Source organism: Pedobacter steynii (assembly GCF_900103665.1).
Lineage (GTDB): Bacteria > Bacteroidota > Bacteroidia > Sphingobacteriales > Sphingobacteriaceae > Pedobacter > Pedobacter steynii.
Genome location: NZ_FNGY01000012.1, coordinates 133,311 through 146,916, shown reverse-complemented (window position 1 = coordinate 146,916; position 13,606 = coordinate 133,311). Strand labels below are relative to the sequence as shown.

General features: G+C 42.3%; 11 protein-coding genes. 7 read left to right on the top strand and 4 right to left on the bottom strand.

Annotation, left to right across the window (positions count from 1 at the left end; genetic code table 11):
• Positions 1-78 precede the first annotated feature (78 nt).
• From can to BLQ87_RS27535, 3 genes are all read right to left on the bottom strand, one after another.
• A complete protein-coding gene (can, locus tag BLQ87_RS27545; RefSeq protein WP_074612127.1) occupies positions 79-759 on the bottom strand; it encodes a carbonate dehydratase in 681 nt (226 codons plus the stop codon).
• Between the two features lie 7 nt (positions 760-766).
• Entirely contained in the window at positions 767-2,371 is a 1,605-nt protein-coding gene (locus BLQ87_RS27540; RefSeq protein ID WP_074612126.1) for a SulP family inorganic anion transporter, read from the bottom strand.
• A gap of 78 nt (positions 2,372-2,449) precedes the next feature.
• Positions 2,450-2,791: a hypothetical protein gene (locus tag BLQ87_RS27535; protein ID WP_074612125.1), complete on the bottom strand. Its 342-nt coding sequence runs from the start codon at positions 2,789-2,791 to the stop codon at positions 2,450-2,452.
• Positions 2,792-2,990: 199 nt separating this feature from the next.
• On the opposite strand from BLQ87_RS27535, the gene BLQ87_RS27530 reads away from it, so the two are divergent.
• From BLQ87_RS27530 to BLQ87_RS27500, 7 genes are all read left to right on the top strand, one after another.
• Positions 2,991-4,229 (top strand): porin, encoded by a 1,239-nt coding sequence (locus BLQ87_RS27530; protein ID WP_074612124.1) that lies wholly within the window; start codon positions 2,991-2,993, stop codon positions 4,227-4,229.
• 185 nt (positions 4,230-4,414) lie between these two features.
• Positions 4,415-5,956, top strand: a complete 1,542-nt coding sequence (locus tag BLQ87_RS27525) for an acyl-CoA carboxylase subunit beta (RefSeq protein ID WP_074612123.1) — start codon at positions 4,415-4,417, stop codon at positions 5,954-5,956.
• 7 nt (positions 5,957-5,963) lie between these two features.
• The gene (locus BLQ87_RS27520) at positions 5,964-7,127 is read left to right on the top strand and encodes an MFS transporter (protein WP_074612122.1); all 1,164 of its coding nucleotides are present in this window, start codon (positions 5,964-5,966) and stop codon (positions 7,125-7,127) included.
• A 12-nt stretch (positions 7,128-7,139) separates the two neighbouring features.
• Positions 7,140-7,559 (top strand): GNAT family N-acetyltransferase, encoded by a 420-nt coding sequence (locus tag BLQ87_RS27515; RefSeq protein ID WP_074612121.1) that lies wholly within the window; start codon positions 7,140-7,142, stop codon positions 7,557-7,559.
• A gap of 83 nt (positions 7,560-7,642) precedes the next feature.
• Complete coding sequence (locus BLQ87_RS27510) at positions 7,643-8,755, top strand: M42 family metallopeptidase (RefSeq protein ID WP_074612120.1); 1,113 nt, start codon at positions 7,643-7,645, stop codon at positions 8,753-8,755.
• A gap of 165 nt (positions 8,756-8,920) precedes the next feature.
• Positions 8,921-10,462 (top strand): helicase HerA-like domain-containing protein, encoded by a 1,542-nt coding sequence (locus BLQ87_RS27505; RefSeq protein ID WP_074612213.1) that lies wholly within the window; start codon positions 8,921-8,923, stop codon positions 10,460-10,462.
• An 89-nt stretch (positions 10,463-10,551) separates the two neighbouring features.
• On the top strand, positions 10,552-11,451 hold the full coding sequence (locus tag BLQ87_RS27500) for a nucleotidyltransferase family protein (RefSeq protein ID WP_074612119.1): 900 nt from the start codon (positions 10,552-10,554) through the stop codon (positions 11,449-11,451).
• Positions 11,452-11,573: 122 nt separating this feature from the next.
• Here the strand turns inward: BLQ87_RS27500 and dnaK are convergent, their stop codons facing one another.
• Positions 11,574-13,487, bottom strand: a complete 1,914-nt coding sequence (gene dnaK / locus BLQ87_RS27495) for a molecular chaperone DnaK (protein ID WP_074612118.1) — start codon at positions 13,485-13,487, stop codon at positions 11,574-11,576.
• Between the last annotated feature and the right edge of the window lie 119 nt (positions 13,488-13,606).

Here is a 13,606-nt window from a genome sequence, read left to right as displayed (position 1 = left end):
TATTAAGCATAAAAAAGGAGGATTCTTTACAGAGTCCTCCTTTTTTTATGGAATGCTGAATGCTCAGCATTTTTGATGTTATTTTTCTTTCTCTATACCATCCATACGGAATACAGATTTCATATGGCTGTTGTTATCACAGGTAACACCAAGGTCAGTGATCAAACCATTGGCCAGGCTGTAAGCCCATCCGTGCAGGCTTAACTTTTTACCATTGGACCATCTGTTCTGAACGATAGATGTTTTAGACAGGTTGAAAACGCCTTCTATTACATTTAATTCCACCAATCTCGCTGCTCTCTTTTTATGATCAGAGATCATATCCAGCTCATGGTAGTGTAATCTGTAAGTATCTTTAATGTTTCTCAACCAGTTGTCGATGATGCCAACCTGTTTGTTGCCCATCGCAGCTTCTACCCCACCGCAACCATAATGACCACATACAATCACATGCTCTACTTCTAATACATTTACTGCATAATCCAGCACACTTAACATGTTCATATCTGTATGCACCACCACATTGGCAATGTTACGGTGAACAAAAATATCACCGGGCGCAGTATTGGTGATCTGGTTTGCCGGAACACGGCTGTCGGAACAACCTATCCATAAGATTGGTGGTTTTTGTCCGGCAGATAAGCGCTCAAAATATTTAGGATCTTCCGCTAAGGTGGCAGCCACCCAGTCTTTGTTTCCTTGTAGTAATCCTTCGTATGTAATTTGTTTTGTTTCTGGTGTATCTAATTTTGCGCACATAATAATTCTAATTATTAATTTCTTCTATGATTTTACTGTCCAGTTTTGGAACAATATATTGTGTTTTAATATTCTCTAAAGTCACTATAATCCCTTTGGTATAAGCGTTATGCTTATAATTAAAGATGGTCTCTAAAACATCCGGGTCTATATATCTGGAATTTGTTCCGTCAATGATCACGTTTGTTTCTTTAGGGATTTTAGTCAGCACTACCTGAATGGCAGCCTTATTTAAAAATGATACCTCTTCTGCAAGTTTTATCCGTAGATTTTTCTTGTTGCCTTCTTCCTGAATTTTGTAAAAGAATGGATTCCGCATATTGGTACGCAGCAGGTAGAAGATCGAGAACAACATCCCTATCGCCACACCTTTTAACAAGTCGGTTAACAACACGGCAATGATCGTGATGACAAACGGTATGAACTGGTCCCAACCTTTATGATACATATGTTTGAACAATGCGATACGTGTTAATTTATAACCAGTTACCAATAGAATCGCTGCCAGACAGGCCAGAGGAATCATATTGATGATGCCGGGAATAAATAATAAGGATAAAAGTAACCATACTCCGTGAAATATCGCAGACATTTTAGTTCTTCCACCAGCGTTTACGTTGGCAGAACTTCTAACAATCACTGAAGTCATTGGCAAACCGCCCAACATACCACTCACCATATTTCCCGCACCTTGCGCCATCAACTCTCTGTTGGTTGGAGAAACCCTTTTAATCGGGTCAATTTTATCAACAGCTTCAATACTTAGCAAAGTCTCCAGACTGGCTACTACAGCAATTGTTGCTGCAACGACCCATACTTTGGAATCTGTGATCGCCGAGAAATTCGGAATGGCAAATAAGGCCGTAAATTCTGACCATCCGCTAACTACCGGAATTTCTACCATCTGTTTGGCCTGCAATGCAAATCCTGTATTCTGGAATACAAAAGTCAGGACAATTCCCAATACCACCACAAGTAATGGTGCAGGAACAACGGCCAGTTTCTTGAACTTAGGCCAGAAGATCAGGACTGCAATAGACAATCCACTGATCACAATTGCCGCTAAGCTAAAATGACTAAAAGCATTTCCAATTGCAGAGAAGGTATTTTCATTGTCTTTCTGGAAGAAGCTTTCATCGCCAAAAAAATCTGAATCTATGCCTAAAGCATGAGGAAGTTGTTTAAGGATCAGCGTTAAACCAATAGCGGCAAGCATTCCTTCAATTACACTTGAAGGGAAGTAATTACCTATTGTACCTCCTTTTAATAAACCAAGGACCAGCTGCATTGCTCCGGCAAGCACAACGGCCAGTAAAAAGGTTTCATATCCACCCAACTGAGCAATTGCTCCTAAAACGATGGCTGTTAAACCGGCAGCCGGACCACTAACACTTAATTGAGATCCACTAAGTGTGGATACTACGATCCCTCCCACAATACCGGTCACAAGACCAGCAAATAACGGTGCACCTGAGGCCAGGGCAATCCCTAAACATAAAGGCAGGGCCACGAGGAACACGACAATACTCGAGGGCAAATCGTGTTTTAAATTCTTTTTTAATATATACTTTTTCACTTCCAACCTTGAGAAGATTGAGTTACCATTCTGCATAAAACTACGTTTTAATTCTAATAAACTAATTCAAAAAAATGCATAGCTATCCCATCAAGGGTTAGTCATACGGATAAATTAGCACCAGTTAGGAGGAGGAGTGGGTACGGAGGGATGGAAGGGATCGACATGCCGCTTAAAGTGATCAATATAGCTATTGCTGATCCCAAAGTGGCTAAGGATGGCCATAAAACTTACGGCATAATGAACGTCGATCATTTTAGAATCACATAGGTTCACTTTTACTTTACCACTGTCACCATCAGCACTGTGCTCTACTTCGATCTGCATGATCACAGAGTTGATGCTATCTTTATGGAAATTGCTAAAAAACACTGGAGCACCGGAAATCACCATCTTTACGCAAAAGATGCCCAAAAAGGTAATGATGATTAAAAGACGGTACTTCCTTAGGAACATGCTGATCTATAATTTTTTCTTCAACCCTTCAAAAATAGCTCCAAAACAGTCTTTTTACCAAATTGTCATGTAATAAAAATGTAATTTAGTGATGACAGTCCTAAAAAACAACCGCTGATTTTTTAAAATCCCCCTGCTCCCCATCGAAAAACGAAGCATTAAGTGTAATTTAGGCAGCTCAAAATACTGCTAACCATTCATGAGAAAATTATTACTATTCATTGCCATTTTAAGCCCTTTTTCGCTATTGGCACAAAGCAATAACGCTCCCTCTTCTTATGACCCGCATGAAATTGCCATCACCGGGTATCTTCAGACTCAATATCAACGTGCACAATCGGGAGGAATCAGTTCTTTCTCCGGAGGAGATTTTGCAAAAAACTCTAAAGACCGCTTCATGATCCGAAGAGGAAGGTTAAAAATAGATAGGGCAGATAAGTATTCCAGCATTGTTTTTCAGATAGATGCCACACAAAATGGTGTTCAGCTCATGGATGCTTTTATTCAGCTTCATCAACCGGACTCCAAACAATTCTTGTTTACTGCCGGACTTTTCAACCGTCCTTTTGGCTACTCCATTGTTTATTCTTCAGGATACCGGGACTTTCCTGAGCGTGCCAGGGTATTTCAAACCTTAATGCCCAGAGAACGTGATCTTGGCGCCATGATCACCTTCAGACCTGACAACAAGGCATTTCATTTCCTGACAGCCGAAGTCGCCGTGATTAACGGCAGCGGACACAGTGCCAGGGATTATGACTCGAAGAAAGACATTGTAGGAAACCTGGGTTTTAAGTTTGATAGTCTTGCGAATGGGAAATTACACCTTGGTTTTGGAGGCTCCATTTATAAGGGATATGTGCGCAGTAATACAGATACGCTATTGAGGAGCAATGGAAATGTCTTCGTTAAAGACGCCAGTACCAGCTATACCGATTCGTACGCCAAACGTGATTATTTTGGCGCCAACCTACAATTGCAATATGACAATCCCTTGGGAAGCACATCGTTTAAGGCAGAGTATATCGGAGGTAAACAGCCTGGAGTTGCCGGTTCTTCGAAATTGGCCGGTCCATTGGCCAGTCAGAGTTTCTCTGCACAACCGGAAACCAATCTGTACCTGCGCGAGTTTTCCGGCTATTATCTATGGTTCAGCCACCGAATCGCAAAAACTAAACTTACCGCATTGGCTGCTTATGATGTATACGATCCCAACGACCAGGTCAAGGAAAGTCAAATCGGAGCGGCAAACAGCAATACCACTTCCGGAGATATCAAATTCAGTACACTTGGCTATGGAATGACCTATCTGATCAACGGACGTTTAAAGCTAACCCTTTACAATGAGCATGTGGTAAACGACAAAACACAATTGCCACAATACCTGGACGACATTAAGGATGATGTATTCACGGCCAGGCTACAATACCGCTGGTAACGCCATCGTTTCATTAACAATTGCTATTTTACAAAATCATCCGGTCTGATCCACAATTTGCAAAAACCGGATGTTCAGATCAACATTGAACCAGATATATTCGAATGAAACCATCATCAGCATACCGCTTAAAAACTGCAATAAAAATGCTGATGATCGGTTCGTAACCGTTAAAAAAACTTCTAATGAAAACCAAAATAGATTTACTTCAGGATAAAGTTAAACAAGCTCAAACCGGTGGTGGGGCAGTCAGGATTGAAAGTCAGCATAAAAAAGGAAAACTCACCGCAAGGGAAAGGATTCATTTCCTGATGGATGAAAATACTTTTGAAGAGATTGGAATGATGGTGACCCACAGAAGTACCGATTTCGGAATGGAAAGGGAGAAATATTTAGGCGATGGGGTGGTTACCGGATATGGGAATATCAACGGCCGGCTGGTCTATGTGTTTTCACAGGACTTTACTGTTTTCGGAGGATCTTTATCAGAAACCCATGCCGAGAAGATCTGTAAAATCATGGATATGGCCATGAAAAATGGTGCCCCGGTTATTGGATTAAATGACAGTGGCGGTGCCAGGATTCAGGAAGGTGTAGTTTCTCTTGGCGGTTACGCGGATATCTTTTACAGGAATGTACAGGCTTCAGGCGTTATTCCTCAGTTGTCGGCCATTATGGGCCCTTGTGCCGGTGGTGCCGTATACTCTCCTGCGATTACCGATTTTATATTGATGGTGGAAAATACCTCGTATATGTTTGTAACAGGACCGAACGTGGTGAAAACAGTAACCCATGAAGAGGTAACCTCTGAGGAACTCGGTGGCGCATCAACACATGCCACCAAGTCTGGTGTTACCCATTTTGCCTGTGCCAATGAACTGGATGCCATCAATCATGTGAAAAGATTGCTGAGTTACATGCCTCAGAATTGTGAGGAAACGCCAGCAGCTTTACCTTACACTGCCACAGAGGAAAGTCGCCCGGGATTAAATACCCTGATGCCTGCCAATAACAATCAGCCTTACGACATCAGAACTATTGTTTCTGAGGTGATGGACGCAGATAGCTTTCTGGAAGTCCATCGTGAATATGCGGAAAATATTGTAGTCGGCTTTGCACGACTGGCGGGCAGAAGCATCGGCATCGTGGCCAATCAGCCGGCTTATCTTGCCGGAGTACTGGACAACCATGCCTCGACGAAAGCCGCACGTTTTGTTCGCTTCTGCGATTGTTTCAACATTCCACTATTGGTATTTGAGGATGTTCCGGGATTCCTTCCAGGGACGGATCAGGAATGGAATGGCATTATCAACAATGGTGCAAAACTATTGTATGCTTTCAGTGAAGCAACAGTGCCACGCATTACGGTCATCACCCGCAAAGCATATGGCGGTGCTTACGATGTAATGAACTCTAAACACATCGGTGCAGATATGAACTATGCCTGGCCAACTGCCGAAATTGCAGTAATGGGTGCTAAGGGGGCTGCCGAAATCATCTTCAAAAAAGAGATCAGCACTGCCGAAAACCCGGAAGAAAAATGGCTGGAAAAAGAGAAATTATACTCTGATACCTTCGCCAATCCGTATCGCGCAGCAGAACGCGGCTTTGTGGATGAAGTGATTGAGCCCAGCCAAACAAGAATTAAATTAATCAAGGCATTTAAGATGCTGGAAAATAAAGTTGTGAACCGTCCACGCAGAAAACACGGGAACATCCCACTATAGAAAATAAATGAAGCTTAGTCGTACTGACGTTTTGCTGATGGCCTTTTGCACAGGCCTTATCGTAGCGAATATCTATTACTGCCAGCCCCTGGTGATCCTTGTTGCCCAGGAGTTCGGGCTCAGCGAAAGTCATGCCGGCAAAATCACCTACCTTACCCAGGCCGGTTACGCCCTGGGTTTGTTTTTAATTGTTCCGCTGGGCGATATGTTTGAACGCCGTAAGCAGATCTTAATGATTACCGGTGTGGCCGTAGCGGCTTTATTGCTCGCCGCACTCTCCCACTCTTTCCTGCTGCTGCAAATTGCCAGCGTATTGATCGGGGCCAGTTCTATAGTACCACAGCTCATTTTGCCTATGGCAGCCAACCTGAGTTCCGACGAAAAAAGAGGAGAAACCATTGGCATCATCATGAGCGGTCTGCTGGTAGGCATTCTTGCCTCAAGGGCGATTAGTGGCAGCATCGGCTTTCTCTGGGGCTGGAGAACGATGTATTTTATCGCCGCCGGAATCTGTTCTTTGTTATTGATCCTGATGGCCAAACGTTTCCCCTTAAGTATGCCTTCTTTTAAAGGCACTTATCAGGAATTGATGTCGTCAATGTGGCATTATGTGAAAACGCAACCAGTATTACGGGAAGCTTCGATCATCAATTTCCTGGCTTTCTCTATCCTGAGTGCCTTCTGGACCACCATGGTTTTATTCCTGGCCAATCCTCCTTTTAGTTTTCAAACCTTGCAAATCGGTTTATTTGGGATCGCCGGAGCTGCCGGAGCCCTGGCTGCGCCATTGGTAGGAAAACTAAGCAGTGGTAAAAATCCCCGCAGAAACCTGCTGACAGGCCTGATCTTACAGCTGCTGAGTATCGCTGCATTTTACTTTACCGGAACCCATCTGTACCTGTTTATTGCAGGAATCATTCTGATCGATATCGGTCAGCAAGCCATTCACGTGACCAACCAAACACGGATTTACGCCTTGCTTCCTGAGGCACGCAACCGCCTCAATACCGTATTTATGTCGGTGAGTTTCGTCGGCGCGTCCTTTGGTTCCGCTTTAGGTTTATGGTTATGGGATAAAGGTCAATGGCCCTTATTTTGCATAGGAACCACAGCAGTAATATTGCTCAATATTTGTATCTATAAATTTTATAGCGGAAAACTGAAAACCTAATCTCTCTGGCGAATGGAAAAAATACAGATTGAACAAATCAGACCTGACCTTACCTGGCGCATCAGACATGAAGCGATGTATCCGGATGAGCCATATGACACCATAAAACTGGAAGACGATCCCAATGGGATTCACTTCGGACTGTTCGCCGAGGATCAGCTCGTTACAGTCATCTCTGTCTTTGAGGAAGGTACCGTTTACCAGTTCCGCAAGTTTGCAACCCTTCCTGCTGCACAGGGAAAAGGATATGGGAGCCTGATGCTCCAACACATCATTACCTATGTAAGTAATATCGGGGCAACTAAACTCTGGTGTAATGCCAGAACATCGGCCTCCGCTTTTTACCTGAAATTCGGATTTTCAGAAACCGATCAGCGCTTCAGTAAACTTGGATTGGAATTTGTCATCATGCAGTTACAACTCAACAATTAACTTGTTGGTTAAGCCCTAGTTTATATATTTGTTCAGCTTAAGCATAAATCCGCTTAAAAACACGTTTTAAAGAAAACATCATAATGGCAAAAAAGAAAGACGATAAACAGAAACATGTTTCTGTAGTTACGAAGAAATCACTCCAATTTTTTGAAGAATATATCAACAACCCATCTCCTACCGGCTTTGAATACCCTGGTCAGAAGTTATGGCTGGACTATTTAAAACCTTATATCGATGAAAGCTTTATCGATAATTATGGTACCGCAGTGGGTGTCATCAACCCAAAAGCAGAATACAGGGTCGTGATTGAGGCACATGCCGATGAGATCTCCTGGTTTGTGAATTACATTACTGCTGATGGTTTAATTTATGTGATCCGTAATGGTGGTTCAGATCACCAGATCGCCCCTTCAAAACGTGTAAATATCCATACCGATAAAGGGATGGTGAAAGCCGTTTTCGGATGGCCTGCCATTCACACCAGAAGCGGTGAAAAAGAAGAAGCGCCTGCCTTAAAAAACATTTTCCTTGACTGTGGATGTACGAGCAAAGAAGAAGTGGAAAAACTAGGTATCCACGTAGGCTGTGTCATTACTTATGAAGATGAGTTCATGGTACTGAACGACCGTTATTATGTTGGACGTGCACTAGACAACAGAGCCGGTGGTTTCATGATTGCTGAAGTAGCCCGTTTACTTAAAGAAAACAAACAAAAACTTCCTTTCGCATTATACATTGTAAACTCGGTACAGGAAGAGATCGGTTTACGTGGTGCAGAAATGATCGCCGACAGGATTAAACCTCATGTAGCGATTGTGACCGATGTGACTCACGATACGAGTACCCCAATGATCAACAAGATCACACAGGGTGATCTGGCATGTGGTAAAGGCCCGGTGGTTTCTTATGCCCCTGCCGTACAAACCAACCTGAATAAATTATTGATTGAAACGGCAGAGAAGAATGACATTCCTTTCCAGCGTCAGGCTTCGTCAAGGTCTACAGGTACAGATACTGACGCTTTTGCCTATTCTAACGGTGGTGTTCCTTCTGCATTGATCTCCCTGCCATTGCGCTATATGCACACTACGGTAGAAATGATCCATAAAGAAGATGTAGACAACGTGATCAGCTTAATTTATCACTCTTTATTGAACATCAAAAAAGACCACGATTTCAAATATTCTAAATAAAAACCGGTGATCAGGTATTGATAAAAGCGTGTCTGGCGAAAGCCATTCACGCTTTTATTTTTAATTCCCTATTTTTAGAAAAGTAGCGTTACTGATGAAACCATCATTAGTATGCCGGTTATAAACAGCAATGAACATACTTCCAATGAAAAATTATACCCCCTTATGAGTGATCAAACCCAACAATTTATAGAAAAAGTTAAGGCAGCGTATGAACCTAAAGGTTCCTATATCTATCTGGGTGCCGGAATTTTGGAAGGCGAAGTTCTGGCAGAAGCAGAAGTGAACCTCTATTTACACATGATGAACCGTCATGGGCTTGTTGCCGGTGCGACCGGTACAGGGAAAACCAGAACCCTGCAACTACTTGCCGAACAACTCTCCGATGCAGGCGTTCCTGTGTTTATGCTTGATGTAAAAGGAGACCTTTCCGGTTTATATCAGGCAGGCGAAAGCAATCCCAAAATTGAGGAGAGGGCAAAGCAACTGAATAATCCCTTTACTCCTTCAGGATATCCGATAGAACCCTATTCCCTTTCCGGGAAATTAGGAGCACAAATGAGGGCAACTATTCTGGAATTCGGACCAACCCTACTCGCTAAAATTCTGGACCTTAATGATACACAGACCGGGGTGTTGTCTGTGATCTTTAAATATGCGGACGACAGCAAGCTTCCATTAATAGACCTGAATGACCTTAAAAAACTGGTTTCCTATCTTTCAGACGGACCTGGAAAAGAAGAAATAAAAAGTGATTATGGTTCGATTTCCCCCGCTACCTCAGGAACCATCCTCAGAAAAATCATTACGATTGAACAACAAGGCCTGGGTGCGATGTTCGGGGAACGCTCTTTTGACATTGAAGACCTTTTTCAAAGAACAGATGGCAAGGGCACTATTTCTCTGTTAAATATCTCAGATGTCCAAAATCAACCGAAATTATATTCCACTTATTTGTTGAGTTTACTGGCAGAATTGTATTATAATTTACCTGAGGTCGGAGATCTTGACAAACCCAAACTGGTCTTCTTCTTTGATGAGGCACACCTGCTGTTTAAAGACTCTTCCAAGGCTTTTATGGAACAGATTGAAACGATCATCCGGCTCATCAGATCTAAGGGCATAGGCGTCTTCTTTTGCACGCAGTCGCCCACAGATGTTCCGGAGAGCGTACTCTCCCAATTGGGCAACCGGATTCAACATGCATTGAGGGTATTTACCCCCAATGATGCGGATGCGTTGAAAAAAACGGTGAACACTTACCCCACCTCTACTTTTTATAAAATTGATAAGGTACTTACTTCACTGGGAACCGGGCAGGCCCTCATCACCGTTTTGAACGACAAAGGCATTCCAACGGAGGTGACCGCAACGATGCTCACTCCTCCCAAATCAGTAATGGGCCCCATGAATGCCTCAGACTATGGAAAATTAGTCCAATCCAGCCCCATGAACCAAAAGTATCAGGAAAGCATCGATCCGGAAAGTGCTTATGAAATCCTGACCAATCGCATTAACGACAAACTGGCCGTAGAAAGCCCGGAAGAAGAAATTGCCCCTAAAAAGGAAGGTAAAAGCATCATAGAGCAGGTCATGGGAGCCACCATTACCAGGCAGATTGGCAAGGAAATTGTACGTGGGCTGTTCGGAATGTTAACCGGCAAAAAAACGCGCAGTAGCGGAGGAAAAGGAATCTTTGGTTTTTAAATCAGCGAATCTCTCCCTATTAGTGGTTAAATTATAAATAAACCCGTATTTATTACCTTGAATTTAAACTTAATAATTATTTTAGTCCCATGAAACCAACCTTATTAATACTAGCAGCTGGGATGGCAAGTCGCTACGGCAGCATGAAACAAATTGACGGATTCGGCCCGAACAACGAGACCATTATTGATTACTCTATATATGATGCGATTAAAGCCGGCTTCGGTAAGGTTGTCTTTATTATTAAAGAAGAGTTTTTAAAAGATTTCAAAGAGATTTTCGAAGCGAAACTAAACGGAAAAATCGAAACTGATTATGTGTTCCAAAACTTCGACATCAAACAATTCGGTGTGGATATCGATATTGAAAGAGCAAAACCATGGGGTACTGCTCATGCCATCCTTTCTGGAAGAACGGCCATCAATGAGCCTTTCTGCGTGATCAATGCAGATGATTTCTACGGATTGGATGCTTACCAGAAAATGGTAAAATTCCTGACTACTGAAGTGAGCGACAGCAATTATTCGATGATCGGATATGAGATTGGCAAAACCTTGTCAGACTATGGTTCGGTATCAAGAGGTGTTTGCAAAGTAAACGAGAATGGTATACTGGAAGATATCAATGAGCGTACAAAGGTTTTAAGAGACGGTGACGCGATTGTTTTCGAAGAGGACGACAAACAATACCCATTAGCAGTAGATACGCGTGTATCGATGAATTTCTGGGGCTTTACACCTGCTGTTTTCCAAATCACGGAAGAGTTGTTCAGAGATTTCGCTGTACAGAACAAAGAAAACCCTAAAGCAGAGTTTTTCATTCCATTGGTAGCAGAATACCTGGTAAAATCAAGAAAAGCAGATTTCAAAGTAGTACCTACTGACAGTCAGTGGTTCGGCGTAACTTATAAAGAAGATAAACCAATTGTTAAAGCAAGTATTGATCAGCTGATCAAAGACGGTGCTTACCCAGATAACCTTTGGAACTAACCTCAACACCAGTTTAACAAAAACGGGGATTCGCAAATGTGAATCCCCGTTTTTGTTTTACAGCAAACATAAAAAAGGGGCTCATCGATGATGAACCCCTTTTTATTTTATCGTATGAACGACTATTTTTTATCGTCTTTTACTTCTTCAAAATCTACATCGGTAACGTCGTCACCACCTGCAGGCTGAGCATCTTGTTGAGCACCAGCAGCGCCTTCCGGTTGTGCACCGTCTTGTCCTGCTTTGTACATCTCTTCAGAAGCTGCATTCCATGCATTCTGTAATTCTTCCTGAGCAGCATCGATATCAGCAAAGTTTCTAGCAGCATGTGCATCTTTCAGTTTTTTCAAACCTTCTTCGATAGGTGCTTTTTTATCTGCTGAGATTTTCTCGCCAAATTCTTTCAATTGTTTCTCAGTAGAGAAGATTAAAGCATCAGCGCCGTTGATTTTTTCAGCTTCTTCTTTAGCTGCTTTATCCGCGTCAGCATTTTGCTCTGCTTCTTCTTTCATCCTTTTGATCTCTTCGTCAGTTAAGCCTGAAGAAGCCTCAATACGGATTTTTTGCTCTTTACCAGTAGCTTTATCTTTAGCACTTACATGTAAGATACCGTTTGCATCAATATCAAATGCTACTTCTACCTGAGGAACTCCACGTGGAGCTGGTGGAATACCATCTAAGATGAAACGACCGATCGTACGGTTTTGAGCTGCCATAGGACGCTCTCCCTGTAAGATGTGGATTTCTACTGAAGGCTGGTTGTCAGCTGCTGTAGAGAAAGTTTCTGCTTTTTTAGAAGGGATAGTAGTGTTTGATTCAATTAGTTTTGTCATTACACCACCCATAGTCTCGATACCTAAAGAAAGAGGAGTAACATCTAATAACAATACATCTTTAACTTCACCTGTTAATACACCACCTTGAATTGCAGCACCGATAGCTACAACCTCATCAGGGTTAACACCTTTAGAAGGCTCTTTACCGAAGAAAGCTTTAACAGCATCCTGGATTGCAGGGATACGTGTTGAACCACCAACTAAGATAATTTCATCGATATCGCTGGTTTTTAAACCTGCATTTTTCAATGCTGATTTACAAGGATCAATTGTACGTTTGATCAGATCAGCAGCCAATTGCTCAAATTTAGCACGGCTTAAAGTTCTAACCAAGTGTTTAGGTCCTGTTGCATCAGCAGTGATGTAAGGAAGGTTGATCTCTGTAGAAGTAGTGCTTGAAAGCTCAATTTTAGCTTTCTCAGCAGCTTCTTTCAAACGTTGTAATGCCATTGGATCTTTGTTAAGGTCCATGCCATATTCGTTTTTGAATTCATCTGCTAACCATTCGATAATGATATGGTCAAAGTCATCACCACCAAGGTGTGTATCACCATCAGTAGATTTTACTTCAAATACACCGTCACCTAATTCTAATACGGAAACGTCATGAGTACCACCACCACAGTCAAACACAACAATTTTCATGTCTTTATGTGCTTTATCCAAACCGTAAGCTAAAGCAGCTGCAGTTGGCTCGTTGATGATACGTTTCACTGTTAAACCAGCGATTTCACCAGCTTCTTTAGTTGCCTGACGTTGTGCATCGTTAAAGTAAGCAGGAACAGTAATAACTGCTTCAGTTACCTCATGACCCAAAAAGTCTTCAGCTGTTTTTTTCATTTTCTGCAAGATCATTGCAGAAAGCTCTTGTGGCGTATATTTACGGTCGTCAATTTCTACACGTGGTGTATTGTTGTCGCCTTTAACTACTTTATAAGGTACACGACCAGCTTCTTTAGATACCTCAGCAAAGCTGCTGCCCATAAAGCGTTTGATCGAAGAAATTGTTTTTGTTGGGTTAGTAATCGCCTGGCGTTTTGCCGGCTCACCTACTTTACGTTCTCCATTTTCTGCAAAAGCAACAATGGATGGCGTAGTACGTTTACCCTCACTGTTGGCTATAACTACAGGTTCGTTACCTTCCATTACGGCTACGCAAGAGTTTGTTGTTCCTAAGTCTATACCAATAATTTTTGACATGCTATTTATCTCTGTTTATGTTATGAAATCTTTTTATTTACATCTGTTTAACAAGCAATGTGCCAATTGAGTTTTGGCAGAAAATCTTCCGGATATCTAATCATTAAAGAATTTTATGT